Origin of the sequence: Pseudomonas sp. CROZ-RG-20F-R04-15 (assembly GCF_022662375.1) — a bacterium.
Lineage (GTDB): Bacteria > Pseudomonadota > Gammaproteobacteria > Pseudomonadales > Pseudomonadaceae > Aquipseudomonas.
Window position 1 is genome coordinate 41770 of record NZ_JAKNQL010000030.1, and the last position, 25870, is coordinate 67639.

Sequence of the window (25870 nt, forward strand, 5' to 3'; positions counted from 1 at the left end):
GTCAGTCAGCATAGTTGTCACTGACAGAACGCATTCGCGAGCAGGCTCGCTCCCACAGGGATCCTGGTTTTAACCTGTAATAATTTGCATCAATTGGTTACATTAATAACCTCTGTGTATCAATCTCCCGAGTCCCGCCATGGCCATCAACTTCGACCTCAACGACCTGCAAGCCTTTCGCGCCGTGGTCGAGCAGGGCAGTTTCCGCAAGGCCGCCGACACCGTGCGCCTCTCGCAACCGGCGCTGAGCCGGCGCATCGAGAAGCTCGAAGACGCCCTCGGCGTGAAACTCTTCGAACGCACCACGCGCAAGGTCAGCCTGACCCAGGCCGGACGCGGTTTCATGCCCAGCGTCGAGCGTTTGCTCGATGATCTCGACGTCGCGTTGCTGGGCATCAGCGAAGTCGCATCAACCCGTTTAGGCCATGTCACCGTCGCCTGCGTGCCTTCGGCGGCGTACTACTTCATGCCTCGCGTGGTCGCGCGCTATCACCAGCAATTCCCACGGATCAAAGTCAAAGTGCTCGACTCCAGCGCCCACGATGTGTTGAGTGCGGTGGTCAATGGCGAGGCGGATTTCGGCTTGAGTTTTCTCGGCACGCAGGATGCCAAAGTCGAGTTCGAACCGCTTGTGCAGGAGTGCTACGTCGTCGCTTGTCGTCGCGATCACCCGTTGGCCGGGCGCAGCAGCGTGACGTGGGATGAGTTCTATCAGCAGGATTACATCTCGCTGGACAAGACCTCCGGCGACCGCTTTTTGCTCGATCAAGCCCTGAGCACCGTGGTGCCGCAGCGCCAGAGCATCTGCGAAACCAAGCATGTGACGACCATGATTGGTCTGGTCGAGGCGGGATTGGGGGTTGCAGCTGTGCCGCAGATGGCGCTGCCCGGGCCGGATCATCCGATCCTGACGAGGGTACCGCTGACTGATCCGCAAGTGATGCGCAGTGTCGGCATCATCAAGCGCCGGGGTCGCACGCTGACCCCGGCGGCACTGGAACTGGAGCGGCTGGTGGTGGAGATGAAAGTCCAGCCGCCAACGATCAGCGCTTGACCGAATCCAGCCCGGTGGCCTGCACGTCTGCTTGCGCGGCTGGTGCGGCGAGGTAAGCGAGCAGGGCTTTGGCTTCTTCAGGATGCTGCGCACCGACCGGAATCCCGGCGGCAAAACGCGTTACCGATTGCACCGACTCCGGAATTTTCGCGACGAAACTCACGCCCGGCACCGGCAACAATTCGCTGACCTGCTGGAAGCCCAATTGATAGTCGCCAGTGGCAACCACCGAGCCGACCGGGATTTTCGCGATCATCTTGGCCTTCGGCTTCAACTGATCTTCAATGCCGAGTTTCTTGAACAACTGCTGCTCGATGTACACGCCGCTGGCGCTGTCGGAGTAAGCCACTGACTGCGCGTCGAGCAGGGTTTTCTTCAGGCCGTCGACGCTGCTGATGTCTGGTTTCGGCGCGCCTTCACGCACCACCAGGCCGATTCGCGAATCTGCCAGCTCAACGCGCGAGGCCGGGTCGACCTTGCCTTGCTTGATCAGGTCATCGAGGGCGTAACCGACCATGATCACCACGTCGGCGTGTTCACCGCGCGCGAGACGATTGGGGATCGCCTCCGGCGCCTTGCCCATCGACGGGCCGAGGCTGGTGGTCAGCGTGTTGCCGCTAGCGGCGGCGAATTTCGGCCCGAGGATTTTGTAGGCAGCGGTGAAGCCCCCGGAGGTCATCACGTTCAATTCTTCGGCCTGCGCCGCGAGGTTGAACGCGAGACCGGCGAGCAGGGCGGTGACAGTAAACAGTTTTTTCATGGCGAGTTTTCCTCAGGCCGCGACAGGTTGCAGACGACCACCGGCACGGCGGTACAGATAAAGAGTGGCGCACAAGGCACACAGCGCACCGATGCTCATCCAGTAACCCGGTGCGGCTTTGTCGCCGGTGTACTGAATCAGGAAAGTCGACATCGCCGGGGTGAAGCCACCGAAAATCGCTGTGGCCAGGCTGTAAGCGAGGGAGAAACCGGCAACCCGCACTTCCACCGGCATGATCTCGGTCAGCGCCGGAATCATCGCGCCGTTGTACAAACCGTAGATAAACGACAGCCACAACAGCGACAGCAACATGTGGCTGAAACTCGGCGCCTGCACCAGATACGACAGCGCCGGATAGGTGGTGGCTAGGGCCAGCAGCGACATGGCGATCAGCACCGGACGACGGCCGATACGATCCGACAACAGGCCGCCAATCGGCAGCCAGAAGAAGTTCGACACACCGACCAGCAAGGTCACCAGCAGCGCATCGGACGTGCTTAGGTGCAGAACGGTTTTACCGAAGGTCGGCGCGTACACGGTGATCAGGTAAAACGCGGTGGTGGTCAGCGCGACCATCAACATGCCGCCGAGGACCACGCCCCAGTTCTGACCGAGGGTGCGGAACACTTCGCCCATGCTCGGGCGGTGTTTGCGAGCGGCGAACTCTTCGGTTTCCGCCAGATTACGGCGCAGGAAAAAGATGAACGGCACGATCATGCAGCCGACGAAAAACGGAATCCGCCAGCCCCAATCGGCAATCACATCTGGAGCCATCCACGCGTTCAAGGCGTAGCCCAGTGCAGCGGCAACAATGATCGCCACTTGCTGACTGGCCGACTGCCAAGCGGTGAAGAAACCTTTGCGACCCGGTGTGGCGATTTCGGCGAGATACACCGACACACCGCCCAGTTCCGCACCGGCCGAGAAGCCTTGCAGCAAGCGCCCGATCAACACCAGTGCGGGAGCAAACAGGCCGATGCTTTCGTATCCGGGCACCAGCACAATCAGGATCGTGCCGCTGGCCATGATCGACAACGTGACGATCAAACCTTTGCGCCGACCGACATCATCGATGTACGCACCGAGCACGATGGCGCCCAGCGGACGCATCAAAAAGCCTGCGCCGAACACTGCAAAGGTCATCATCAGGGAAGCGAACTCACTGCTCGCCGGAAAAAACACCGCCGCGATCTGCGTGGCATAGAAACCGAACAGAAAGAAATCGAACTGTTCGAGGAAGTTGCCCGAGGTCACCCGGAAAATGGCACCGGCCCGCGAGCCGTTGTGAGGGATTGAGGCTGTCATAGAAAAGTACTCCACCGCTTTTATGACGTGCGCGACGGGAGGGCGGCGCACGGTTTTTATTGAGGCGGATGGTGGCGCAGATGTAACAATCTGTTAATTGCATTGTTGGCATGGATTGATGTGAAAAGTGGATCAATCCGTCTATGCCGATACCGCAGGCCATTGTGGGAGCGAGCCTGCTCGCGAAAGCGGTGGTTCAATCGATGAAAATGTCGAATGTGCCGACCCTTTCGCGAGCAGGCTCGCTCCCACAGGTTTTGTCGCACCTGCAAACTCAGGACATTGCAACTGCATGGTGAGCAGTGTCACGAGTGCTGTCAGCCATTTCGGCGTGTGCGGCAAGCAATGGTGGCAGTGGGCAGTCGAGCAAGTCCGCGACAGCGCGAAACAGTTCTGCTTCAGCCACGGTGATCACGCCATCGTGCATCACACAGCGGGTCATGGCGTCGAGCAATGCCGGACGCTCCTCTGGCATGAGATGGCGCAGGCGCTTGATCGCCGCTTCCAGCCCCACCAGCTCTTCAAGTTCGGCGCGCATTTCTTCAGGCTGTTCGAACGCAAGACCTTGCCAGGCAAACTGAATGGCCTGCGACGCTACCGATAAATTGTCCTGTCCGGCACGGGCCATTGCGGTTAACAGTGCCATGAGTTCTTCGGCGCACTGGAACAGTCCGAATTTGAACTGCACTGGTGTCGCGCCTTCAACATTGCGCTCTACGATGCGCAACAGCGTCCACTCCAGCAACTCTGTTTCGTTATCCGCTTCGATCAGCAAATTCAGGTTGTGCTTGACCTTGGCAAAGGGCTTTTTGCCAAGCTCTCGCAGACTCGGGATGGCCAGATCCAGCAGCGGCAGGCGCAGGCCGGGACTCAGCGACGACAGCGGCTCCCGCAGCTGACTCAAATAGTCGAACACCGTGGCGTCGATTTCCGATCTGAGCAGCTCGACCTGTATGCCCAGCAGGGAGGTTGAACGCGACAGCAGCAGCCCATACACAACGGCCTGGGCGCCTTCAATATTGCGTGCTGCGCTTTTGAGCGTGTGCGGAATGTCATCCAGCACGCGGCGAGCTTCCAGCAGGTGTTCTGGCTGCGGGGCGCCAATGGCCGCCACGGAGGTCTGGACAGCATTCATGTCGTAGAGCACCGACTTGGCCGCAGCGGGGATGCCGCCGAATGCGTCGGGCACAGGCAGAGCGACCGAAGGTTGTGCATCTGCGGGCGGTGCCGCCACTTTGATGAAGCTGCCATCCCATTGCGCATCGACTCGACGGATCCGCTCATTCAAATCCGGATGAGACGCCGTCGAGTCGGTGCTCGAGTAACCCGGTCCGAAATACAAATGGCTGTATTCCTCCGCGCGCGCGGAATTGATGCGTGCACCCAGTTCATAACCGCCAATTTTCTTCAACGCACCGGCGATGCTTTGCGGGTTGCGGGTGTATTGCACCGCCGTTGCATCGGCGAGGAATTCACGCTGTCGACTGATCGCAGATTTGATCATATTGCCAAAAATCGTCCCCGCGATACCCACAAACAACAGCACAAAACCAATCAACATCGGTATCGCGACGAACTTGCTGCGCTGCAGTGGGGTTTTACCGACCTGCTCGGTGCCTTCCAGGATATAGCTGCCGGTCAACCCGAGAACCATGATCCCGTGGACGATGGCAATCAATCGGGTGTTGAGGCGCATGTCACCGTTATAGATATGACTGAACTCGTGGGCGATCACCCCTTGCAGCTCTTCGCGGGTCAATACATTGATCGCGCCCTGAGTGACGCCGATGACGGCGTCCTGTGGTGTGAGTCCTGCCGCGAAGGCGTTGATGCCCAGATCGGGCAGCAAGTACACCGAGGGCACGGCGGTGCCGGAGGCAATGGCCATTTCTTCCACCACGTTCATCAATCGCTGCTCTTCCAGCGTCTGCGCGCTGTGGTTGATCACGCGCCCGTCGAGGCGCCGCGCAACCACTTTGCCGCCCTCTGACAACTCCATGAGCTTGGACAGACTGCCCAGCAGCACGATGCCGACGACCACGGCTGACACGGTCATGACCAGTTGCCGGTCGAGTTCCAGATCCATCAGGACTTTACCGCTGCCGTCCTCGACCGGAATGGTCATCAGCACACACGACACGGCGATCAGACTGAGCACCGCCATGAACATCAAGAAAATGAGGTACACGGTGCGGCGCTTGGCCCGGCGCTGTTGTTCAAAGAAATTCATGTTGCCATCCGTTGGCTGGGGGTCAGAACGAAACCTTTGGTGCTTCCTGAATGGCCGCGCTATCAGCGAACGTCAACGCCGAGGCATCGGCACCATGGCCGAACAGCGGGGCGAGCAGGGCTGCCGGGAAACTTTGCTTGAGCGTGTTGTAGGTCATCACTGCATCGTTGTAAGCCTGGCGGGCAAAACTGACTTTGTTTTCGGTGCTGCTCAGCTCTTCACTCAGTTGCTGCATGTTTTGCGACGCTTTGAGTTCCGGGTACGCTTCGACCGTTACATTCAGCCGGCCCATGGCATTGCTCAGCGCACTGTCGGCCTGGCCCAGTTGCGCGATGCTCTGGGCATTGCCCGGCTGCGCCTGAGCGACCTGAAGACCGGCGACGGCGTTGTTGCGCGCGGCAATCACCGCCTCCAGCGTTTCGCGCTCGTGGGCCATATAACCCTTGGCGGTGGCCACCAGATTAGGTATCAGGTCATAACGGCGCTTGAGTTGTACTTCGAGTTGCGCGAAGGCGTTTTTGATTTGATTGCGTCGAGCGACGAGGCTGTTGAAAAGGAAGATGGCATAGAGGGCGAGGAGGCCGCCAACGACCAAAAGGATGACGAGGGTGCTGTTCACGGTGATGTCCTTGTTCACACGGTGGAATGGGGCGCGGCATGTTAGCGCAAATGCAAAAAAACAAGGAATGATTCCCGAACCCGGCAGTCCGAGTTCAGGTAGCACACATCTCAGGAGGTTCACCGATGAACAGCAAAACCCTAATCGCCAGCCTGGCTCTTGTCGCCGGCATTGCCGGGATCAGCCCACTTGTTCAAGCGGCGCAAACCTCAAATGAACAGGCCGTGCAATCGCCGACCAGCGACCGTGAATTGAAGGTTAACGACCGTGCGCCGGATATTTATCAGCGCAGTGAAAAAGCCATCGACTGGAAAACCAAGGGCCTGAAAAAACCTGTTGAGCAGGCGCAGTGGGTACAGATCAATGACCAGTACGTCATGGTGATGATCACCAACGGGACGATTGTCGAGATGAAACCGGTGGAGCGTTAAACCTCCGGCAATAATCAGCCATGGACGGTTGATTGCAATCGAGCGCCGTTCGGGTAAAACCCTTGGGGCGTTTTGGATGTCGGCAAGTCAGGAGCAACAGGTTGGAAAAGAAACCGCTGTATCGCAAAGAAAACACCACCGCCCACAATGTCTGGCGCAACAACCCCGGCGGGCACTACCGCAATCAACGAAACACCAAAGCGCAAAGCCGCAGCGATGCCACGCGCGGGTCGATGCACGGCATCAAACACCACGGCTACGACTACACGCCGTTGTTTCGTTTTCTGTTATCTCGCGTCGGCGGTCATTGGGATGAGATTTTCAGCGAAGCGGTATCTCGCCTTGATCGGCCAGAGCCAGTGTTCTGGATGGTTGCCATCCATGAAGAGGATCGAGAGGACATTGTGCGACTGGGCGAGTCGGCCTACTTCAACGGCCTCTTCGTCGATGAGCAAAAGCAGCTGCAAATCGTCAATCCGCAACTGAGTGTCGAGGAGATGAAGCCTCATTGCCGTTGCTGCACGCATACCTTCAACGGTGTTCCGTTTGGCCTGCCTGCGGACTGATTTGGCTACTCAACCCGAACCTGATTCATCACCTGCCCACCCCCCAACCGATACTGATTATTGCCACTGCGCTTGGCCTCATACATCGCCAGATCGGCAATGTGCAGCAGGCGATCCATAGCCGTCGCATGATCCGGAAACACCGCCACCCCAAGGCTGGTGCCGATGTGGCGCTGGTCGTTGCCGATGCTGATCGGGGGCGACAGTTCGATGAAGATTTTCTGGCAGATGCTGCGGGCTTCGTCCTGCAAACTCAGGCTCGGCGCCAGGCCTTGCAGAATCACCACAAACTCATCACCGCCAATGCGCGCGACGGTGTCGGTGGCGCGCAAGATGCGTTTCAACCGTGTGGCCGTGGTGATCAGCACCCGGTCGCCGGCGGCATGGCCGTAGCGATCATTGATGGTTTTGAAGCCGTTGAGGTCGACGAACACCAGTGCGACACGGGTCTCGGTCTGCCGTGCGTGATCCAGTGCTTCCGACAAGCGTTGTTCCAGTACCAGACGATTGGCCAGGCCGGTCAGCGGATCGAAGTGGGCGAGGTGTTGCAGGTAGCTGGCCGAGGCTTTTTCTTCGGTGATGTCGCGCACCACGCCCATCATCTTGACCACCGCATCGCGGTCGTTGTGCACCACGTTGCCGGTTTCCCGTAACCAACGAATCGTACCGTCGGGCCACACCACGCGGTATTCCTCATCATGGTTTTCGCCGGTTTCCAGGCAACGCAGTTCACCTTCGCGCACCTTGGTTCGGTCGTCCGGATGGACGCAGGAACAGAACAGCGCATAGGACGGGGTGATTTCGCCGATCTTGAACCCGAACATGCCGTAAATCGCATCCGACCAGTACAGCCGATCCGTGTCGACTTCCCAGTCCCACGTACCGATGCGCGCAAAGTATTGGCTGCGCTTGAAACGCTCGACGTCGCCGTCCTGCTGAATGTGCTGGCCATCAGCAGCACGCGTCAGCAGATCCCGGTACTGCGCGAGCTGCCTGCGCAACCCGCGTTCGCGCCACAGCAGCAGGGCAATGACGGCCAGCATGCTCGCGCCGACGGCAAGGCTGATCCAGAACAGAGTCATTCAGGCGCTGCCAGCATGGCGGGTCGATCCGTGGAGTAATGGCGGTTGGCTATGTTAATGCTTCAATACTCGGTTCGGATACCACGTTGATCTGCGCTGGCAGGTTGCCAATTACCGGCAATTCTGGGAAAACGGCGGCCAGCTGAACAATAGAGTGAATGTTATGAATGATGAACTGCAGGTAATCGATCTTCAGGTCGGCGAAGGCAAAGCCGCCGTCAAAGGCGCGCTGATCACCACCCAATACACCGGATGGCTGGAAGACGGCAGCGAGTTCGATTCTTCCTACAGCCGTGGCAAACCTTTCCAGTGCGTGATTGGCACCGGGCGGGTGATCAAAGGGTGGGATCAGGGTTTGATGGGCATGCAGGTGGGGGGCAAACGCAAATTGTTGGTGCCGGCGCATTTGGGGTATGGCGAGCGGACGATGGGCAAGATTCCGCCGAATTCGAATCTGGTGTTTGAGATTGAGTTGTTGGAAGTGCTGACGCGGGAGGATTGAAACCGGGTCGTTTTTTACGCTTGGGAATAAATGCGATGGATGTGTGGCAGTGGGTTTCACAAGTTGCCGATTGGCTGGTGGAGAGGCATGCTTCGCGCAGGGGATCGACTTACAACTACATGTATTTCGTTTCTGCTGCCGCTGCAGTGGGCAGTTGGGTAGTCGCGAAAGAACTGCTCGCCAAACGCAAAGCCCTCCAAGCAAACGTGTCTGAAGCTCTGCAACATGAAACTTTACGTGCGATGTCCTTTGCTCAGGAGGATGGGCGGCCGGTCAAACGCACTGCGACGTTGGACCGACAGGCAGACACCTTTTTCGTCACGGTCATTCGCCATGACGATGAAGAATACGTGGAGTCATCCAGTGAAGCGTTGCACTCGCTGGACGATGTCGACGTTTACTTGCGTGACCACACACCCTTTATCCTCGCGGATTTTCGAGCGTCGTGACTCACGCGTCCGATGCAGAAAGAACGCTTTCGCGAGCAAGCTCGCTCCCACATTGGGTCGGCGGTGTACTCAAGTGCTGCGAGTAACCGCGAACAACTGTGGGAGCGAGCCTGCTCGCGAAGAACGATCACGCGGTCAATCAGGCTGCGTGCGCCATCTCGGCCAGTGTGTCGGCCACGGTTCTTTGTAGTGAGGGGAACCGGCGGGTCACGCGCCGCAGTGCGGGTAGCACGGCGTCGATTTCCAGTTCATCGAGTTGAGGGAGGACGGTGACGGCGGAGGCGACGATGGATTCGCGTTCGCTTTCGAAGAGCACCAGGCAGGCGTTCTGCGCCCAGCGTCCGTCCCGTTCGTTGAAGCCCATGGCCACCAGTGCCGCGACGACTTGTGCATCGGTTTTGTTGGACATGTTTATTGCCTCAGGGTGGGGTCGATTTTGTCGAGGGCGCGGTTGACCGCGAGTTCGCCGAGCATGACCACTTGCTGGATGCCGAGCACGGTGTTGCGATAGGGCGAGTCGAGCAGGGCGGCGAAGTCGCTGAGCATGACGCTGGCCGAAGCCATGGATTCGCAGGCGTGGGCCATAAGGTCTTCGGCGCCGGTGTTGGGGTCGACGAGGAACATGGTGCTTGGTCTGCGCGGTGGTGAAGGCGGTGTGGGTTTCAGGTAGTGGTCGAGGGCGCGTTCGGCGGCTTCGTGGAGTTTTCTGGAGCCCGGTTCGGAATAGGGGGACGTTGGATTTTGATCAACTTCCGCATCTGTTTCGGGCGGATTCGGCGTTATTTTGAACATGGTGTAGGTTTCCTAATTGATGCCGACACCACCTCGCGACTAAACGAAAAGGTGGCAGCTGTACGCAGGTTAGTCGACCGGTAAACCCACCAAAACCGGCGCACCCGAAGGCGCCCTGCGCACAGCTACCATTGAGTGAGGTATCGAAATACCTACTGTCTGGAACGTTGTGCAGTTTAAGTAGATTACCGAGCGACTAAACCCGATCACTGAACATTCAGTGACGCGAACCAAGTTACCGGTGACCTCCAAGCCGCACAAGCCGGCGGATTCTGGCGTAGTTGTAGGCAAAGGCGCAAGGCGCTGTAGCCTTGTGGCTGATGTCTAAATGATGCTGCGTTTTACCCGGCGCCCGACCAGAGATTCAGCAATCTGACCAGCACTGCCATCTGTCGGAAAACTGCCTCTACCTGTCAGATCTGTCAGTACACCTCAACGATGAAATCCTTTCTGATGAGCGCAGCGCCTCGTTGACCGACGCCAGCCCACCTCAAAGGAGCTTCGCCATGAACAACAGCCTGCAGGATGACAATCAGACACTCGCCCTGAGCCCACCGCATATTACCGGCAGAACCGAGTTGCGAACGCCGGAGCACTACCACGGTGGTATTCCCATTCGCGCTGTCGAGGGGGATTTGCAAGTCATCGTTGACCCGTGGCTGGTGATGAGCATTGGGGACAAGTTCGAAATGTTTCTGGGCAATTTGACGGTCGCGGTGTGGAGCAAGGAACTCGACGCCGAAGATCTCAACAAGCGACTCGTATTCAGGATTGCTAAAGGTTTTGTTCTGGAGGGCGAGGTCAATGCGTTTTATCGCGTAAAGCGAGTGGGACAGGCGTTCCAGGACTCCGAGCCAACGTTGATTCTGCTGGCCAAATTCCAGCGCCCCGGCGGCTTTGATAATGATCCCGAAGAAGGTCATTCTGGTCTCACGTACATGTTGATGCCGGACCTGGCGCATGGGGTCACTCCGGAAATAGCTGAGAAAGGCGTTCAGATGCATGTTTTCCCCTACGAAAACATGGCTGCTTTCGATTACATCTTGTGCCGCTGGGGTAGTCAGGAAGTACCTTACTATCCGGTGACTCAGGAGCAGGTCGACGACCCGGTAAATCATCCGATCCTGATCACCTTCGCTAAGGGCGTGATCGAGAGCGCTGGCGATGGCCCGGATGTAGCGGTGACTTTTCAGGTCATCGATCGCGTTGGCAACTACCCGGATGAGCGCGCGCCTTGGGCGAAAATCACTCGGGTCCTGGTGGATGCGAAGGGAACGCGGCTTCCCCAGCCGAGAATTCTGGTCAACAACAGACCCGTCACAATCGTCATTGATCTCGAGCAACTGGGCGACAGCGATGTCATCGTCAGTGTGTACACGCGGGATGAACACTTCAAAATAAACGACACGATTGCGGTGACCTGGACCGGTATGCCTGCGCAAGGCAAACCGATCGTCGTTACGCCAGCGGAGCAACTCGTCGAATTTACCGAATTCGCCTACGAGTTCGTGATTCCCAATGCTTCAGTTCGAGCCCTTGCCAAGGGTTCGGCCTCAGTCAGGTATGTGCGCACGAGAGCAGGCGAGGTCGATGCCTCTTCAATGGTCGCTAGCGTCAATGTGCAAGGGGAAATCAGTCAACTGGCGGCGCCCAACGTGATCGAGGCATCGGGCGGTTTTCTGGACCCCGAGGCGCCCTGGGCAACCAACGAAATCCCTTGGTATGCAGGGCGCAAAAGCGGCGATCAGATCAACCTGATCTGGGAGGCCACGCTGCCTGGCGGCGGTGCGGAGTATTACTCGGATCCGCGTCCGGTCGGCAACGTGCCGGAAAACACACCGATCCTGCGTACCGTCAGTAATGCAGTCATCCGCAGGTTCAACGGGTTGCGGGTGACTGTGCATTACACGGTGGCCAACGACGATCTGCTGCTGCAGAACGTGCGCGATTCGTTGCCGTTGTCGCTGCAAGTAGGGGTGACATTGCCGACGTTTGCCGCACCAGAGGTGGAGGAAGCTCAGGACGGCACGCTCGATCCTGAGCAGGTGCCGCCCGCCGGTGTCACGTTGATTTGTCCGCATCTGGGCACATTGGCGCACGATCGCGTGACGTATGTCTGGCGCGGCTCAGGCAGCAATGGCAGCACAAGTGATTTCGCCGACCTGACGTCGCATTCGGCGGGCAGTCCGGTGAAGTTTACTGTGGCCAAACCGTATGTGACGGCCAATCTGAACGGCAAAGTTGCAGCGACTTACACGATTTTGCGTAACGGCGAACTGCTCGGTACATCCGGTGAGCTGACGCTGAGCATCGGCCAGGCGCAGGCCGAAGTACCACCGCCTACTGTTATCGAAGCCCCCGTTTATGTGCTCGACCCGAACCAGCATCAGCAGGGTTTCACCGTGCGCTTCGACACCTCGAAACTGAAACCCGACGACGAAATCGAACTGACGGTAATCGGTCGTCCGGGCGATGGTTCGTCTTCGCCCGAACCGAAAAAGGTTAACGACCAGGCCTTTGTTGATTTCAACATACCGGCGGTCATTACCGGCGCCAACTTGCAACGAACCTTAAACCTTAACTACAGATCCATCAGGGCCGGGCAAGGTTCGCCGATGCAAACGCGGCCACTGACCGTTGGGGCGTTGTTACAAAAGAACATGCCGCAACCGTTGATTGAAGGGGTGACTGGGGAGGTGTTGGATATCGGGTTGATCAAGGATGACACCAAGGTGTTGTGTGGGGCGTGGCCGTTTCAGCGTTCGGGCCTGCCGGTGTGGTTGAGCTATGTAGAAACTTTCGCTGGTGGCGGTTCGCGGACTAAGGATCAGCTGGTGGGGGCAGTACATGATCAGGAGTCGGGATTAAGTTATATAACCGATGCTCAGTGGTTGCGACAGTGCAAGGCTGATTCGACGGTGTCGGTTGTTTTGGGGGTGGGGTTGTTTACTGGGGCGGAGTGGGGGGATGCACTGGCGTGCCGGGATAGGTCTTATAGCGTGAAAGCCGGGCTGGACGATTTAACTACTTTTACAAATTATGACTGGAATGGTTGGGCGGTCAACTCAGGTTCAGGAGCATCAGTAATAATTCTTTTGAACGGGGAGTACTTTGTTGGATGTCCCGATGGCTTTGATCGCAATACTATTGCGCTAGCTAAGCGTTTTGATTTGGAAGGAGGTAAGGTGTATGAATTAAGTTTTACTTACCAGGCCGGTAATATAGTTACGTTTGTTTTTTATGCAGGCGGCAAAATGCTTTATGACGAGAAATTCCCGAGTTCCAGTGAGTGGCAAAAAATTAGCATTAGTTTTGGTGTCTTGGAAGTTGGAACTGTACTAGTCTATTTTGAACTGGGGTATGGGGGGACTTGGGTGAATGTGGATAATTTACGATTAAAATGATCTGGATAGTTCTATCTTGTCAGCTCTTTCTGAGTAGCCATTTAATTAATTCGAAATGGCTACTCAAGAACGGTGGGAGCCCTATATATAAATCACTCAAAGTGAGCGGTGCGCCAAATGTAACTAATGATGGTGCGAAGCTTAATGTATCAATTAATGCCAGTTTTCTTTTACATGCCTACTCGCGAAAGAGCCTTCTCCCCCCTCAGGAGCCAACTTTCACTCCCGCCCAAACCGCTCCCGATACACCGACGGCGGAACCCCCACCACCCCACGAAACGCCACACGAAAACTCTCCACCGACCGATAACCGCAACGCTCGGCAATCTGCTCGGTGTTATGCGGCGTGCTCTCCAGCAACTCCCGCGCCCGCGCCAAGCGTTCATGTTGCAACCACGCCTTGGGCGACTGCCCGCTGGCTTCGGTAAAGCGTCGCAGAAACGTGCGCTCACTCATCGCCGCTTCACTGGCCAGATCACGCACTTGCAGCGGTTCATGCAAACGCTCGCGCGCCCACTGCATTACCCGCGACAGATCATTGCGCGGTGTAGGGCTGACCGGGGTCGGAATAAATTGGGCTTGGCCGCCAGTACGCTGCGGCGACATCACCAGTCGCCGCGCCACCGAGTTGGCGACTTGCGTGCCGAAGTCCCGCGCCACCAGATGCAGGCAGGCGTCAATCCCGGCAGCGCTGCCCGCCGAGGTGATCAACTGCCCGGAGTCGACGTAAAGCACATCGGCATCGACAGCAATCGCCGGGAAGCGCTGCGCCAGTTCCGCGGTGTAACGCCAATGCGTGGTGGCGCCGTGGCCGTCGAGCAGGCCGGTGGCCGCCAGCACAAATACACCGGAGCAGATCGACAGTAATCGCGCGCCTCGGGCATGGGCCTGACGCAACGCGTCGATCAATGCTGGAGGCACCGCCGCGTTACGGTCACGCCAGCCGGGAATGATGATGGTGCGCGCCTCGGCCAACAATTCCAGACCGCCATCGGCCAGCACTTGAATCCCGCCCAAGGCGCGCATCGGGCCTTGATCGACGGCGGCAATGGCGTGGCTGTACCACGGGAAATCGAACTCCGGCCGGGTCAGGCCGAAGACCTCCACGGCGATGCCGAACTCGAATGTGCAGAGGCCGTCGTAGGCCAGAATCGCGACCAGACCTGGTGATGTCGGCATTTGGCGGAAAATTCCCGGTGAGTGTCTTGTACGCCACTGTAGCCGCAAGCGGCCGCTCGATAAAGTCTGTTCACACCCGTTCAGATAAAGGAGCAACACCCATGGTCAGTCTGGTTCGCGACATCCCTGCGGCGCCGTCGGCAATCGCCCTGATGCACTTCAGCAATCGTCTGACTTTCGAAACCGATTGTTCCGACGTCTTCAGTAGCCAGGAGGCTGGCGAGATCGATTTTGTCCTGGTCGATGTCCGTGGACCACTGGCCTATGAGCGCGGGCATGTGCCGGGCGCGATCAATATTCCGAACCGTTTGCTGACGGTGGCGGAGCTGGCCAGCTACCCGAAAACCACGCTGTTCGTGGTCTATTGCGCGGGCCCGCATTGCAACGGCGCGAATAAGGCGGCGGTGAAACTGGCGGCGTTGGGGTATCCGGTCAAGGAGATGATCGGTGGCGTGACCGGATGGCTGGATGAAGGTTTTCAACTGAGCGTTGCGCAAGTCGGCAAAACCGCCATCGGCTGCGAATGCTGACGTTCTTTTAAGACAATTCCTGAGCAAAAAAAGCGCTTGTCCTACAGCCTTTGCACCACGACGGCGCACCCGTTGACCTCGGTCAATCGGTGCGCCGATCTTTCATAAGTATTTGTCGCTTAAACACAATTTACCCTGTGCGCGCCGCCATAGACTGCCGGCCACTTCGGTTTTTATAGCCAATTGGCCATGACCGAACGCTGAATCGAAAGCTGCCAATAAAAGCCTCCGCACACAGGAGTTATAAATGAAGAAGCTAGTGATGTTCGGTGCCCTGGCACTGTCGATGTTGTCCCTGACCGCCGTGGCCGAAGACGCCAAGCCGATCCGCATCGGTATCGAAGCCGGTTACCCGCCATTCTCGATGAAAACCCCTGACGGCAAGCTCACCGGTTTCGACGTCGATATCGGCGATGCGCTGTGCGCGCAGATGAAGGTTAAATGCACTTGGGTCGAGCAGGAATTCGACGGCCTGATCCCGGCGCTGAAAGTGAAAAAGATCGACGCGATCCTGTCGTCGATGACCATCACCGATGATCGCAAGAAGAACGTCGATTTCACCATCAAGTACTACCACACCCCGGCGCGCTTCGTGATGAAGGAAGGCTCCGGTGTCAAAGACCCGCTGACCGAGCTCAAGGGCAAGAAAGTCGGCGTGCTGCGTGCCAGCACCCACGACCGTTACGCCACTGAAGTGTTGGTTCCGGCCGGTATCGACCTGGTGCGTTACGGCTCGCAGCAGGAAGCCAACCTCGACATGGTTTCCGGGCGTATCGACGCGATGCTGGCCGACTCGGTCAACCTGAGTGACGGTTTCCTGAAAACCGACGCCGGCAAGGGTTTTGAATTCGTCGGCCCGACCTACGAAGACGCCAAGTACTTCGGCGGCGGCGCCGGCATCGCGGTGCGCAAGGGCGATACCGCGCTGGCCGAGCAATTCAACAAAGCCATCACCGAAATCCGCGCCAATGGCGAGTACAAGAAAGTCCAGGACAAGTACTTCGACTTTGATGTGTACGGCCATTAATACGCCGTAGAAAAAAGTGGCCCCGTTTGCGCGGTGGCCACTTTTTTTATGCTTTCTTTCTACAGATGGAGATCCCTGTGGGAGCGAGCTTGCTCGCGAATACGGTTTAACATTCAACATCTTTATTGACTGTCAAATTGCATTCGCGAGCAAGCTCGCTCCCACAGGGATCTCATTGATCCAGATCTACCAGACTGCAGGAGTCTTCCCATGCAACGCATCGACCATGTTCTGCCCTGGAGCCACTTGGGCAGCGAACGTTCCCTCAGCGTGTTTCGCTACGGCGCGGGCCCACGCAAGGTGTACATCCAGGCCAGCCTGCACGCCGATGAACTGCCGGGCATGCGCACCGCGTGGGAACTCAAGCAGCGCCTCAATGCGCTGGAACAGCAAGGCCGTTTGCAGGGCGTGATCGAGCTGGTGCCGGTGGCCAACCCGATCGGCCTCGATCAACACGTGCAAGGCGCGCACATGGGCCGCTTCGAACTGGGCAGCGGCAAGAATTTCAACCGCGCCTTCGTCGAACTCAGTGCCCCGGTCGCGGCGTTGATCGGTGAACGTCTGGGCGCTGACGCCGAGGCCAACGTTGCGCTGATCCGCCAAACCATGGGCCAGGTATTCGATGAGCTGCCGGCCCCGGCCTCGCAACTGGAAGCCTTGCATCGCTTGTTGCTGCGCCATGCCTGCGATGCCGACATCACCCTCGATCTGCATTGCGATTTCGACGCGGCGATTCACTTGTACGCGCTGCCGCAGCACTGGCCACAGTGGCAATCATTGGCGGCGCGCCTCAAGGCCGGCGTGGCATTGCTGTGTGAGGATTCCGGCGGCAGCTCGTTCGATGAGTCCTGCTCGACGCCGTGGCTGCGTCTGGCGCGGGCGTTCCCTAACGCTGCGATTCCTGCGGCGAATCTGGCGACCACGCTGGAACTGGGCAGCATGGGCGATACCCGGGTCGATCAGGCGCAGGCCAATTGCGAGGCGATCCTCGGCTTTCTTGCCGAGCAGGGTTTCATCAGCGGCGAGTGGCCGGCGGCGCCGAGCGAGTGCTGCGAAGGCCTACCGTTCGAGGGCACCGAATACCTGTTCGCGCCGCATCATGGTGTGGTGAGTTTCTTGCGCAATGCCGGCGAGTGGGTGGAGAAGGGCGATGCGCTGTTTGAAGTGGTGGACCCGTTGCAGGATCGCGTGACCACCGTGCGCGCCGGCACCAGCGGGGTGTTGTTTGCGCTGGATCGCGGGCGCTATACCGAGCCGGGGATCTGGCAGGCGAAAGTGGCGGGGCGGGTGGCGTTTCGGACGGGAAAATTGACCAACGACTGACGGATCTTCACTGGATTCACCGGCCCTTTCGCGAGCAGGCTCGCTCCCACAGGGGAATGCATTTCCAATGTGGGAGCGAGCCTGCTCGCGAAGGGGCCATCAGCAGCCCCCAACATGTTGATCCTCGCCGCAGGATGTTAGGCTCCCCCCGAACCCGACACTCTGTGAAAGGAAGGCTCTATGTTGAAGGTCTTTGCTCTCTTGACCCTGCTGGCGTCCACCGCCGTGCAGGCGCAAACCACGCTGCAATCCGATCTGCCGCTCAAGTACATCGAGCAGGTGCATGCCGACACCGAAGCGCGTCCGCTATTGATTTTCCTGCACGGCTACGGCAGCAACGAAGCCGATCTGATCGGCATGAAATTTCAGTTGCCGGCGCAATACAACTACCTGTCGGTGCAGGCACCGCTGTCGCTCGGTGAAGGACGTTTCCAGTGGTTTCGCAAGAAAGGTGAAGGTGCCTACAACGGCGAGACCGATGATCTGAAAGTCAGTGGCCAGAAGCTGCGCGACTTTATCGCGCAAGCGGCGCAGAAATATCACACCACCCCGAGCAAGGTGTACCTGATCGGCTTCAGCCAGGGCGCGATGATGACCTACGAGGTCGGGCTGCGGCCGCCCGTCGCCGTCGGCGGAATCGCGGCGTTGAGCGGGCGTTTGTTGCCGGTGTTGAAAGCTGAACTCAAGGCCGAACAGCAGCCGTTGCCACTGAGCATCTTCATCGGCCACGGCACCGCCGATGATCGCGTGCCGTACCGCGACGGTACCGAGGCCAATGCGCAACTACAGAAACTCGATTACAAACCGCAGTTTCACGCCTATCCCGGCGTCGGCCACAGTATCACTGCGGCCGAGTTGCGTGACTTGAACGGCTGGCTGCAGCAGCTCAATCCTTGAGGATGGTTTTCACCAGGGCATCGTGACCTTTCTTGTCGCTGGCGCGGGAGATCACCTGCACCAGCGCCATCTTCGTGCCGGAGCCGGCCATCAGCGTGGTGTTGAGGGTCTGGCCACCGCCCTGGGTCGCGGTGCTGTCGACCTGACGCAGGCCAAGGCCGGTGCCTTTTTGGGTCAGGCTTTTTTCGCTGAGCTTGTTGAAGTCCGGCAGCGCTTTGCGCTGGTCTTCAATGAAACTCGCCACGCTGCCGTCGAGAAACTGGCCGTCGTTGTCCTTGACGTGTTGGCCTTCGGGGATCTGGTTTTCGGCGGTAATGACCACGGTTTTCGTCGCTTCATTGGTGTACATCGTGCCCTTGACCCCGCTCGGGCTGGCCGGCAGCGTGTTGGCGACGAAACCTTTGGGCAGCACAAAGCTGAACTTGCCCTCGAGCATCGAGACTTTCTCGGTGCTGGCTTTTGCCTTGGCCGCTTGCGCGTGAAGGGCGCCGAAACCGGCGAGGGCCGCCACCAGCAGGACGACGGCTTTTTTGCTCAACAATGACATGTAAATCTCCGTGGGATGGTCGCGCGAGGCGGGCGATCATCCCACGGAGCGTGCCGGACGTTCCAGCGCGAATCGTCTGAGCGGTTACTGCGCCTGCGCTTTCGCCAACGGACGAGCCAACAGGCGTTTGGTCACGCCGAGCATGGCCACCGATACGGCAACGCCGACGGCAAATCCGCTCAGGCCCATGGTTGGCAAGGTCAGCGCCGAGACCAGACAAAACGCCGAAAACGAATACATGCCGGTCGCCGTCGCCCGTAACAGTGCGGCGGTAAACGCCGGGCCACGCGTTTGTTGCGAGAACACCGCCATCACACTGCCGAGCACCGGGAATACGGCGAGCAAACCGCTCCAGCGCTCGCCGACGGTGCTGGCCAGCATCGTCACCACTAGGGTCAACGCGGCGCCGGCGATCATTCGCCAGATCAGTTTGTCCGATTTCGGCGCCGGGCCGTTGAGCACCGGTTGCACCGTGGGAAACAGATATGGCGATGCCAGCAGCGCAATTGCCGCCGCCACCGCGGAAAATGGCAGCGACGCCGGGATCAGCGACAACACCCACGCGATGATGGCCCACACCGACAGCGACGCCGTCAGCGCCAGCGGCCAGTTCGCCCGTTGCGCGACCTGCGCATAGGTGATGCAGAACGCAATCATCGCGAACATCGCCGATAACGCCGCCACCGCTGATTGCGCGGCAAACCCCGGACCTTGCTCGATGGCGAGGAAAAACAGAATCGGCCCGACCACCACCGGCAATCCCGACAGCCACCCGGCCACGCTCGGCCCCCAGCGTTTGCCCGCCAGGGAAATCAGCAGCAGAAAACCGGGAATCAGCAGCAGTTTGAGGATCAGCACGCAGGAGTCTCCATCCGTTGAAGGTTCGCCACGTTAGCATTGTCGACTGTCGATTGCTGCCTATGTGCGCGGTTTTTGTATACAAGGTGCCGGCAGCGATACCCGGCTATGCTCTGACTATCAGGGCTTGCCGGAGTCGATACCGCGATGAACAGAACACCCAAGGTGTTGCGCGGATGCTGCGGCATCGGCTTGTGGGCGCTGTTGCTGACGCCGACCTGGGCCAATTGGCAGGACGCCGTGCCCGGTGCGCAGATCATCGGCACTGGCGATTTCAGTGTGTTCGGTTTCGATGTCTACAACGCGCGATTGTGGAGTGCCGCACGCCCCTTGGTCGACGGTCAGCCGTTTGCGCTGGAGCTGATCTACCGCCGCAGCATTTCCCGCGACGATCTGGTCAAGGCCAGCGTCGATGAAATCAAACGCTTGGCCGATGGCCGCGTCAGCCCGGCGCAATTGGCCGGTTGGCAGATCCAGATGCAGCAATCGTTTGTCGACGTGCAGGCCGGCACGCGGATTACCGGCGTGTATCTGCCGGGGCAGGGCGCGCGGTTTTTTGTCGGTCAGCAGTTGCAGCACGAGATCGATGATCCGCTGTTTGCCCGCGCATTTTTCGATATCTGGCTCGATCCGCGCACGCGCAGTCCCGAGTTGCGTGAACAGTTGTTGGGGGTGAGTCGATAGATTCTTTTGCACTTCAAGGCTGCGGCTGAAACCTCTAAGCTGCGTCTTTCCGACTTGTTTCTGGATGTGTGCGTGAAATTCAGCTTGCCCAAAATCGCCACCGCGCCGTTTTGCCCGCCGGAAGTGGCTGGCAGTGTTGCGGTTGATCCCAATGCCGCGTTCTTCAAACGCGTGCTGCGCTTCGCCGGCCCCGGATTGCTGGTGTCGATCGGCTACATGGATCCCGGCAACTGGGCCACCGCTATCGAGGCCGGTTCACGCTTTGGCTACAGCCTGTTGTTCGTGGTGTTGCTGGCGAGTCTGGCCGGCATGGTCGTGCAATGTCTGTGTTCGCGGCTGGGCATCGCCACCGGCCGCGATCTGGCGCAACTGTCCCGCGAGCGCTACAGCACACCCACCGCGCGGCTGCAGTGGGTGCTCGCGGAAATCTCGATCATCGCCACCGATCTGGCCGAAGTGCTCGGTTGTGCGTTGGCCTTTCACTTGTTGCTCGGCTGTTCGCTGACATTCGGTATCGCCCTGACCGCGTTCGACACCTTGCTGGTGCTGGCCCTGCAAAATCGCGGTTTCCGCAGACTGGAAGCGATCATGTTGGTGCTGGTCGCAACCATCGGCGTGTGTTTCTTCGTTGAACTGTTGCTGATCAAACCCTACTGGCCGGATGTCGCCCAAGGTTTCAAACCGTCGCTGGCGGCGATTGGCGAAGCGGCGCCGTTGTACCTGGCTATCGGTATTCTCGGCGCGACGGTGATGCCGCATAACCTCTATCTGCATACCTCGATCGTGCAGACGCGGATGATCGGCAAGGACCTGGCAAGCAAGCAGGACGCGGTGAAACTGGCGCGCATCGACACCATCGGTTCACTGGCGCTGGCGTTGCTGGTCAATGCGGCGATCCTGATTCTCGCGGCAGCGGCGTTTCACCAGTCCGGGCACACGGATGTGGTGGACATTCAGGACGCCTATCACTTGCTCGACCCACTGGTTGGTGGTGCGTTGGCCAGCGTGTTGTTCGGCGTCGCGCTGCTGGCGTCGGGGCAGAGCTCGACCTTCACCGGCACCATCGCCGGCCAGGTGATCATGGAGGGTTACCTGAATCTGCGGATCCCGTGCTGGCAGCGACGCTTGATTACTCGCGGACTGGCGTTGATTCCGGCGTTTATTGGCGTGTGGTTGATGGGCGATAACGCGATCGGCAAGTTGCTGGTGCTGAGTCAGGTGGTGTTGAGCCTGCAACTGCCGTTTGCCTTGTATCCGTTGATCCGCATGACCAACGACAAACAGCTGATGGGGCCGTTTGTGAACCGCTGGCCAACGCGGGTGTTGGCTTGGGGGTTGTTTGTGGTGATCAGTGGCGCTAACAGCTGGTTGATTTTGCAGTGGGCGGTTTGAGCCAGCATTTGCAGTGACTGGGCTGGCCTCTTCGCGAGCAGGCTCGCTCCCACAGGGTTGTGATTAACCGATAACTAATGTGGGAGCGAGCCTGCTCGCGAAGACGGACTGTCAGGCGCCAACGTCGCTGAACACTGGAATGCGCCCATTGAGCGAAGGCCTGTAGTGCCAATTCAGGCAATTCAGATCGATGCCCTTTGTGAGTATTTCCCGCACCGTAGCTCCGGCAATACTCATCGCCAACGCTTGCCCCGGACACTGATGCCGGCCACTTCCAAAACTGAAACTGCGGCGGTTCTCGCGCTGTAGAAGAAACTCCTCCGGACGTTCGTTGAGCGCCGGATCACGATTGGCCGAGGCCAACAGCAGCAGAATCACATCGCCTGCCTCGACACGCACACCGGCAATCTCACAGGACGCAGCGACAAAGCGCCGGGTGTTCTGCACCGGCGGATCGAAGCGCTGGACTTCGCTAAGCAGCGCTTCGATGGATTCGCCGCGCAACGCTGGCTGCCGACGTAGCGCCAACAGGGTATTGCCGATCAGCCCGGCGCACGCTTCGAACGTCTGCGAACAGAGGCCAATCAGGTTGGCGATCAGGATTTCCTCATCGCCGACAAAGCGCTGCCGGATCGCGCTGAGCAAATCGCTGGCGGGTTCGGCGAGCAGTTCGATGAAGTAGCCGCGCAGGAGCTCGGCCGCCGCATCTGCTGTGGCCAGTTGCAGGTCATTGCTCAACGGCGACAGGCAGGCGACGAAGTCCGCCATCAGCTCGCTCACTGCCCGGGCCTGCGCCGGCGCGAATCCCAGCAGCGCCGCGACCACGCACACCGGGCCACGGAACATGGCGTTGTACAGACCGTCGGAATCCGCTGTGATCAGCCGTGCGGCGACCAACGTGTTAACCGCCTCAAGGTCGAGCGTTGCCAGCTCAGGCTCGATCGCCGCACGCGGACAGCGCTGGCGCTCACCGTCATTCATGCGCATCAGTTGGCCAAAGACTTTGCCGGCTATGCTTCCGGCGATCGCTGCGGGCACCGGCTCCTGCGCCGGACGCACGCGGCAATCGGCGTGGGCCAAGACCGCACACACCGCGTGGGCGCTGCTGGCGACCCACAGTTTCAGCTCGGGATGAAACGTCAGTCCACCTTCTGCGCGCAGTTCGGCGTAGTAGGGATAAGGATCGACATGCGTTGCGGCGCTGATCGGGTTCATGGTTTGCATCCTTGTCGGCGGGGAAAGTGTTGCTACTATCTCCACTGCGCAACAACGATGATTCGTCCGGGAGCGAACTATGCACGCAGAACATCAAGACATCGGTGTATCGCAGGTGGCCGCCGCCATCGCCGAGCCGGCGCGGACGAAAATCCTTTGCTCGCTGATGGACGGCCACGCCCGCACCAGCACTGAATTGGCGACGATCGCTGAAGTCAGCGCCTCGACCGCCAGTGTGCACCTGGCGAAACTCAAGGATCTGGCCCTGGTGCGCCTGCATGTGCAGGGCCGTCATCGCTATTACAGCCTCGCCGATCAGCGCGTGGCGCAGGCACTGGAAGCGTTGATGGTGATTGGCCAGAATGCGGCGCCGACGTTCAAGCCGCACACCCCGGATCGCCTGCAATTCGCCCGTACCTGTTACGACCACATGGCCGGAACGCTGGCGGTGTTGCTGCATGATCGTTTGCTCGCTGCGGGTTGGCTGGTGCAGACCGACGAGCAGGTGTATCGCTTGAGTGATACGGGCGAAGCGTTGTTTGTTGGACTGGGCATCGACGTGCAGGATTTGACCACCCTGCGCCGCAAGTTTGCTTGCCCGTGCCTGGACTGGAGCATGCGCCGGCCGCATCTAGGGGGCTCGCTGGGCGCGGCGTTGTTGCAGACCGCGCTGAAGCGCAAGTGGGTGACGCAGGATCTGGACAGTCGGGCGCTGGCGTTGACGGCGCTGGGGCGCAAGGAGATCGGTGCGCGGTTCGGCGTTGAGTGGCCGGTAGACGGGCAGATCAAAAGATCGCAGCCTTCGGCAGCTCCTACGGGAATCGTGTACACCCGATAAATCTCGACCCTACCCAATCCATGTAGGAGCTGCCGAAGGCTGCGATCTTTTGATTTTCAGCTTCTGACCGACGAGGGGCGCATCTGCCACCTTGTATCACCGCTGCCGACTCTATACTGTATATGCAAACAGTATAGAGCCCGCGCCATGCAAATCATCGACAAGCTGAGCATCCTCGCCGACGCCGCCAAGTACGACGCCTCCTGCGCGAGCAGCGGCGCGCCCAAGCGCAGCTCCGAAGGCAAGAGCGGGCTGGGCTCGACCGATGGCATGGGCATCTGCCACAGCTACACGCCGGACGGGCGTTGCGTGTCGTTGTTGAAGATTTTGCTGACCAACTTCTGTCTTTACGATTGCCAGTACTGCGTCAACCGCCGCTCCAGTGATGTCCCGCGTGCCCGTTTCACCCCCGAGGAAGTCGTCGCGCTGACCATGGATTTCTACCGGCGCAACTGCGTCAGCGGGTTGTTCCTCAGCTCGGGGATCATTCGCTCGGCGGACTACACCATGGAGCAACTGGTGCGGGTGGCGAAGCTGCTGCGCGAAGAGCATGAGTTTCGCGGGTACATCCATCTCAAGACCATTCCCGAAGCCGATCCGGCATTGATCGAAGAAGCAGGGCGCTACGCCGATCGCCTGAGCGTCAATATCGAACTGCCGACCGATGCCAGCCTGCAAGTGCTGGCGCCGGAGAAGGACATCGCGTCGATCAAACAGGCAATGAACACCATCTACACCGGCGTGCAGACCGTGTTGAACGAACCGCGCTCGGCGAAATTCGCTCCAGCCGGGCAGAGCACGCAGTTGATTGTCGGCGCCGACGACACCGACGACAGCACCATCCTCCACAGCGCCCAGGCCTTGTACGGCAACTTCCGTCTGCGGCGGGTTTATTACTCGGCCTTCAGCCCAATCCCCGACAGTCCGAAAAGCGTACCGCTGGCCGCACCACCGCTGATGCGCGAACACCGTTTGTATCAGGCCGATTTTCTCCTGCGCAGCTACGGCTACAGCGCCGATGAACTGCTCAAGGGACCGGGCAATCTGGCGTTGGACATCGACCCGAAACTTGCCTGGGCGTTGCAGAATCGCGAGGTGTTCCCGCTCGATCTGAACCGTGCCGAAGCATCCCTGATTGCGCGTATTCCAGGCATCGGACTGCGTACCACCGAACGACTGGTGGAGTTGCGCCGACAACGACGCATTCGTTACGAAGACGTCGCGCGCATGCGCTGTGTGCTGGCCAAGGCCAAGCCGTTCATCATCACCAGCGACTACCATCCGCAGCAGGCCGAAGTCACCAGCCATTTGCTCTATCAGCAATTGCGTGACCGTCCGATGCCCCAGCAAATGGGGCTGTGGGGATGATCAATCTCGATTGCGACGACCTGTTCGACACTTGGCGCCAACAAGCGCGCTGGTTGCTGAGCCATGAAGTCGACCCGAGTCTGGTGAGCTGGGCTTCGCAAGGCGTGGCGGATCTGTTTGCCAGTGATGAGCCGGTGCCTGAAGGGCAGGGGCCGTTTGTGGCAAAGATCCCGCGCGCGTTGCTCGACACGCTGGAACAGGCTTCGCGGTATCGCGGTGATCAACGCTGGAGCCTTTTGTATGAAGTGTTGTGGCGCGTCAGCCATGGCGACCGCACGGCGATGATGGCCGGGGACAAACTCGGCAGCGAACTGCAGCGACGGATCAAACAAGTCAATCGAGAAGCCCATCACCTGCATGCATTTGTGCGTTTCATCGAGCGCCCGTTATCCAGCGCTGGCCCGCAATATGTGGCTTGGCATGAACCGGCCCATGACATTCTGCACAGCGCCAGTGAGCATTTCATCGGGCGCATGGGCCGCCACCGTTGGTTGATTGCCACGCCGCGCGATGGGGTTTATTACGATGGCGAGCAACTGATTCATCAGCGGCAATGTCCGGTGGAATGGCAGCAGTTGGCGCAGAATGTCGATGATCCTCATGGTGATCTGTGGTTGACTTATTACAGCCACATCTTCAACCCGGCACGGTTGAATCCGAAGGTGATGCAGGGGCATTTGCCGGCGCGGTTCTGGAAGAATCTGCCGGAGGGGGAGTTGATTCCCGGGTTGATTACGCAGGCGCGGATGGGGAAACAGCAGAATGGGCAGGCGAGTGGGATTGCTGATCGACTTGGTAAACGGATAACGCTGAAAAGT

At 59.1% G+C, this 25870-nt stretch carries 26 protein-coding genes; 15 read left to right on the forward strand and 11 right to left on the reverse strand.

Annotated elements, in window-relative coordinates:
- Window positions 1–139 precede the first annotated feature (139 nt).
- On the forward strand, window positions 140–1054 hold the full coding sequence (locus L8H52_RS27445) for a LysR family transcriptional regulator (protein WP_242209645.1): 915 nt from the start codon (window positions 140–142) through the stop codon (window positions 1052–1054).
- Here L8H52_RS27445 and L8H52_RS27450 read toward each other — a convergent pair.
- The 4 genes from L8H52_RS27450 to L8H52_RS27465 form a co-directional block, all read right to left on the reverse strand.
- Complete coding sequence (locus L8H52_RS27450) at window positions 1044–1814, reverse strand: substrate-binding domain-containing protein (RefSeq protein WP_242209644.1); 771 nt, start codon at window positions 1812–1814, stop codon at window positions 1044–1046. The two genes, L8H52_RS27445 and L8H52_RS27450, sit on opposite strands and share 11 nt — an antisense overlap.
- Window positions 1815–1826: 12 nt before the next feature.
- Entirely contained in the window at window positions 1827–3119 is a 1293-nt protein-coding gene (locus L8H52_RS27455) for an MFS transporter (protein ID WP_108226972.1), read from the reverse strand.
- A 274-nt stretch (window positions 3120–3393) separates the two neighbouring features.
- Window positions 3394–5349, reverse strand: a complete 1956-nt coding sequence (locus L8H52_RS27460; protein WP_242209643.1) for a M48 family metallopeptidase — start codon at window positions 5347–5349, stop codon at window positions 3394–3396.
- A gap of 22 nt (window positions 5350–5371) precedes the next feature.
- A complete protein-coding gene (locus L8H52_RS27465; RefSeq protein WP_242209687.1) occupies window positions 5372–5974 on the reverse strand; it encodes a LemA family protein in 603 nt (200 codons plus the stop codon).
- Window positions 5975–6093: 119 nt separating this feature from the next.
- Between L8H52_RS27465 and L8H52_RS27470 the strand changes: the two genes are divergently transcribed.
- Window positions 6094–6399: an RcnB family protein gene (locus L8H52_RS27470; RefSeq protein ID WP_242209642.1), complete on the forward strand. Its 306-nt coding sequence runs from the start codon at window positions 6094–6096 to the stop codon at window positions 6397–6399.
- 101 nt (window positions 6400–6500) lie between these two features.
- Window positions 6501–6965, forward strand: a complete 465-nt coding sequence (locus L8H52_RS27475) for a hypothetical protein (RefSeq protein WP_242209641.1) — start codon at window positions 6501–6503, stop codon at window positions 6963–6965.
- A gap of 5 nt (window positions 6966–6970) precedes the next feature.
- Here the strand turns inward: L8H52_RS27475 and L8H52_RS27480 are convergent, their stop codons facing one another.
- A complete protein-coding gene (locus L8H52_RS27480; protein WP_242209640.1) occupies window positions 6971–8047 on the reverse strand; it encodes a sensor domain-containing diguanylate cyclase in 1077 nt (358 codons plus the stop codon).
- Window positions 8048–8210: 163 nt separating this feature from the next.
- Between L8H52_RS27480 and L8H52_RS27485 the strand changes: the two genes are divergently transcribed.
- Complete coding sequence (locus L8H52_RS27485) at window positions 8211–8549, forward strand: FKBP-type peptidyl-prolyl cis-trans isomerase (protein WP_053121462.1); 339 nt, start codon at window positions 8211–8213, stop codon at window positions 8547–8549.
- A 35-nt stretch (window positions 8550–8584) separates the two neighbouring features.
- Window positions 8585–8998 (forward strand): hypothetical protein, encoded by a 414-nt coding sequence (locus L8H52_RS27490; protein WP_242209639.1) that lies wholly within the window; start codon window positions 8585–8587, stop codon window positions 8996–8998.
- Window positions 8999–9137: 139 nt separating this feature from the next.
- Here the strand turns inward: L8H52_RS27490 and L8H52_RS27495 are convergent, their stop codons facing one another.
- Both L8H52_RS27495 and L8H52_RS27500 read right to left on the reverse strand, forming a co-directional pair.
- Complete coding sequence (locus L8H52_RS27495; RefSeq protein ID WP_116030089.1) at window positions 9138–9407, reverse strand: hypothetical protein; 270 nt, start codon at window positions 9405–9407, stop codon at window positions 9138–9140.
- A gap of 2 nt (window positions 9408–9409) precedes the next feature.
- A complete protein-coding gene (locus L8H52_RS27500; protein WP_242209638.1) occupies window positions 9410–9790 on the reverse strand; it encodes a DUF6124 family protein in 381 nt (126 codons plus the stop codon).
- Window positions 9791–10296: 506 nt separating this feature from the next.
- On the opposite strand from L8H52_RS27500, the gene L8H52_RS27505 reads away from it, so the two are divergent.
- Window positions 10297–13194, forward strand: coding sequence for a hypothetical protein (locus L8H52_RS27505; RefSeq protein WP_242209637.1), 2898 nt, complete (start codon window positions 10297–10299; stop codon window positions 13192–13194).
- Between the two features lie 219 nt (window positions 13195–13413).
- Here the strand turns inward: L8H52_RS27505 and ftrA are convergent, their stop codons facing one another.
- Complete coding sequence (gene ftrA / locus L8H52_RS27510; RefSeq protein ID WP_242209636.1) at window positions 13414–14373, reverse strand: transcriptional regulator FtrA; 960 nt, start codon at window positions 14371–14373, stop codon at window positions 13414–13416.
- A 101-nt stretch (window positions 14374–14474) separates the two neighbouring features.
- On the opposite strand from ftrA, the gene L8H52_RS27515 reads away from it, so the two are divergent.
- The 4 genes from L8H52_RS27515 (at window position 14475) to L8H52_RS27530 (ending at window position 18150) form a co-directional block, all read left to right on the forward strand.
- Window positions 14475–14903 (forward strand): rhodanese-like domain-containing protein, encoded by a 429-nt coding sequence (locus L8H52_RS27515; protein WP_242209635.1) that lies wholly within the window; start codon window positions 14475–14477, stop codon window positions 14901–14903.
- A gap of 247 nt (window positions 14904–15150) precedes the next feature.
- Window positions 15151–15930, forward strand: a complete 780-nt coding sequence (locus L8H52_RS27520) for an ABC transporter substrate-binding protein (RefSeq protein ID WP_016775210.1) — start codon at window positions 15151–15153, stop codon at window positions 15928–15930.
- A 210-nt stretch (window positions 15931–16140) separates the two neighbouring features.
- Complete coding sequence (locus L8H52_RS27525) at window positions 16141–17253, forward strand: succinylglutamate desuccinylase/aspartoacylase family protein (RefSeq protein WP_242209634.1); 1113 nt, start codon at window positions 16141–16143, stop codon at window positions 17251–17253.
- A 180-nt stretch (window positions 17254–17433) separates the two neighbouring features.
- The gene (locus tag L8H52_RS27530) at window positions 17434–18150 is read left to right on the forward strand and encodes a prolyl oligopeptidase family serine peptidase (protein WP_242209633.1); all 717 of its coding nucleotides are present in this window, start codon (window positions 17434–17436) and stop codon (window positions 18148–18150) included.
- On the opposite strand, the gene L8H52_RS27535 is transcribed toward L8H52_RS27530, so the two are convergent.
- Complete coding sequence (locus tag L8H52_RS27535) at window positions 18140–18697, reverse strand: hypothetical protein (protein ID WP_242209632.1); 558 nt, start codon at window positions 18695–18697, stop codon at window positions 18140–18142. The genes L8H52_RS27530 and L8H52_RS27535 overlap by 11 nt on opposite strands.
- A gap of 84 nt (window positions 18698–18781) precedes the next feature.
- Window positions 18782–19555, reverse strand: coding sequence for a hypothetical protein (locus tag L8H52_RS27540; protein ID WP_242209631.1), 774 nt, complete (start codon window positions 19553–19555; stop codon window positions 18782–18784).
- A gap of 147 nt (window positions 19556–19702) precedes the next feature.
- Here L8H52_RS27540 and L8H52_RS27545 point away from each other — a divergent pair, with 147 nt between their 5' ends.
- Window positions 19703–20239 (forward strand): chalcone isomerase family protein, encoded by a 537-nt coding sequence (locus tag L8H52_RS27545; protein ID WP_242209630.1) that lies wholly within the window; start codon window positions 19703–19705, stop codon window positions 20237–20239.
- A gap of 72 nt (window positions 20240–20311) precedes the next feature.
- On the forward strand, window positions 20312–21631 hold the full coding sequence (locus L8H52_RS27550) for an Nramp family divalent metal transporter (RefSeq protein WP_026000538.1): 1320 nt from the start codon (window positions 20312–20314) through the stop codon (window positions 21629–21631).
- A 111-nt stretch (window positions 21632–21742) separates the two neighbouring features.
- On the opposite strand, the gene L8H52_RS27555 is transcribed toward L8H52_RS27550, so the two are convergent.
- Entirely contained in the window at window positions 21743–22846 is a 1104-nt protein-coding gene (locus L8H52_RS27555) for a cytochrome P450 (RefSeq protein ID WP_242209629.1), read from the reverse strand.
- Between the two features lie 79 nt (window positions 22847–22925).
- On the opposite strand from L8H52_RS27555, the gene L8H52_RS27560 reads away from it, so the two are divergent.
- From L8H52_RS27560 to L8H52_RS27570, 3 genes are all read left to right on the forward strand, one after another.
- Window positions 22926–23684: a helix-turn-helix transcriptional regulator gene (locus tag L8H52_RS27560; protein ID WP_242209628.1), complete on the forward strand. Its 759-nt coding sequence runs from the start codon at window positions 22926–22928 to the stop codon at window positions 23682–23684.
- Window positions 23685–23831: 147 nt separating this feature from the next.
- Window positions 23832–25052 carry a putative DNA modification/repair radical SAM protein gene (locus tag L8H52_RS27565; protein ID WP_077573477.1) on the forward strand — a complete coding sequence of 407 codons (1221 nt, stop codon included), beginning with the start codon at window positions 23832–23834 and terminating at the stop codon, window positions 25050–25052.
- Window positions 25049–25870, forward strand: an 822-nt coding sequence (locus tag L8H52_RS27570; protein ID WP_242209627.1) for a TIGR03915 family putative DNA repair protein, incomplete at its 3' end; no start/stop codon positions are given. The genes L8H52_RS27565 and L8H52_RS27570, both read left to right, overlap by 4 nt.

What these genes read in the sequence shown, in the direction of transcription:
- L8H52_RS27495 (WP_116030089.1), bottom strand. Translation starts at nt 9,407, where the DNA reads ATGTCCAACAAAACCGATGCACAAGTCGTCGCGGCACTGGTGGCCATG.
- L8H52_RS27545 (WP_242209630.1), top strand. Translation starts at nt 19,703, where the DNA reads ATGAACAGAACACCCAAGGTGTTGCGCGGATGCTGCGGCATCGGCTTG.
- L8H52_RS27490 (WP_242209639.1), top strand. Translation starts at nt 8,585, where the DNA reads ATGGATGTGTGGCAGTGGGTTTCACAAGTTGCCGATTGGCTGGTGGAG.
- L8H52_RS27555 (WP_242209629.1), bottom strand. Translation starts at nt 22,846, where the DNA reads ATGAACCCGATCAGCGCCGCAACGCATGTCGATCCTTATCCCTACTAC.
- L8H52_RS27445 (WP_242209645.1), top strand. Translation starts at nt 140, where the DNA reads ATGGCCATCAACTTCGACCTCAACGACCTGCAAGCCTTTCGCGCCGTG.
- L8H52_RS27505 (WP_242209637.1), top strand. Translation starts at nt 10,297, where the DNA reads ATGAACAACAGCCTGCAGGATGACAATCAGACACTCGCCCTGAGCCCA.
- L8H52_RS27500 (WP_242209638.1), bottom strand. Translation starts at nt 9,790, where the DNA reads ATGTTCAAAATAACGCCGAATCCGCCCGAAACAGATGCGGAAGTTGAT.
- L8H52_RS27530 (WP_242209633.1), top strand. Translation starts at nt 17,434, where the DNA reads ATGTTGAAGGTCTTTGCTCTCTTGACCCTGCTGGCGTCCACCGCCGTG.
- L8H52_RS27460 (WP_242209643.1), bottom strand. Translation starts at nt 5,349, where the DNA reads ATGAATTTCTTTGAACAACAGCGCCGGGCCAAGCGCCGCACCGTGTAC.
- L8H52_RS27515 (WP_242209635.1), top strand. Translation starts at nt 14,475, where the DNA reads ATGGTCAGTCTGGTTCGCGACATCCCTGCGGCGCCGTCGGCAATCGCC.
- L8H52_RS27455 (WP_108226972.1), bottom strand. Translation starts at nt 3,119, where the DNA reads ATGACAGCCTCAATCCCTCACAACGGCTCGCGGGCCGGTGCCATTTTC.
- L8H52_RS27560 (WP_242209628.1), top strand. Translation starts at nt 22,926, where the DNA reads ATGCACGCAGAACATCAAGACATCGGTGTATCGCAGGTGGCCGCCGCC.
- L8H52_RS27535 (WP_242209632.1), bottom strand. Translation starts at nt 18,697, where the DNA reads ATGTCATTGTTGAGCAAAAAAGCCGTCGTCCTGCTGGTGGCGGCCCTC.
- L8H52_RS27520 (WP_016775210.1), top strand. Translation starts at nt 15,151, where the DNA reads ATGAAGAAGCTAGTGATGTTCGGTGCCCTGGCACTGTCGATGTTGTCC.
- L8H52_RS27470 (WP_242209642.1), top strand. Translation starts at nt 6,094, where the DNA reads ATGAACAGCAAAACCCTAATCGCCAGCCTGGCTCTTGTCGCCGGCATT.
- L8H52_RS27485 (WP_053121462.1), top strand. Translation starts at nt 8,211, where the DNA reads ATGAATGATGAACTGCAGGTAATCGATCTTCAGGTCGGCGAAGGCAAA.
- L8H52_RS27565 (WP_077573477.1), top strand. Translation starts at nt 23,832, where the DNA reads ATGCAAATCATCGACAAGCTGAGCATCCTCGCCGACGCCGCCAAGTAC.
- L8H52_RS27480 (WP_242209640.1), bottom strand. Translation starts at nt 8,047, where the DNA reads ATGACTCTGTTCTGGATCAGCCTTGCCGTCGGCGCGAGCATGCTGGCC.
- L8H52_RS27450 (WP_242209644.1), bottom strand. Translation starts at nt 1,814, where the DNA reads ATGAAAAAACTGTTTACTGTCACCGCCCTGCTCGCCGGTCTCGCGTTC.
- ftrA (WP_242209636.1), bottom strand. Translation starts at nt 14,373, where the DNA reads ATGCCGACATCACCAGGTCTGGTCGCGATTCTGGCCTACGACGGCCTC.
- L8H52_RS27525 (WP_242209634.1), top strand. Translation starts at nt 16,141, where the DNA reads ATGCAACGCATCGACCATGTTCTGCCCTGGAGCCACTTGGGCAGCGAA.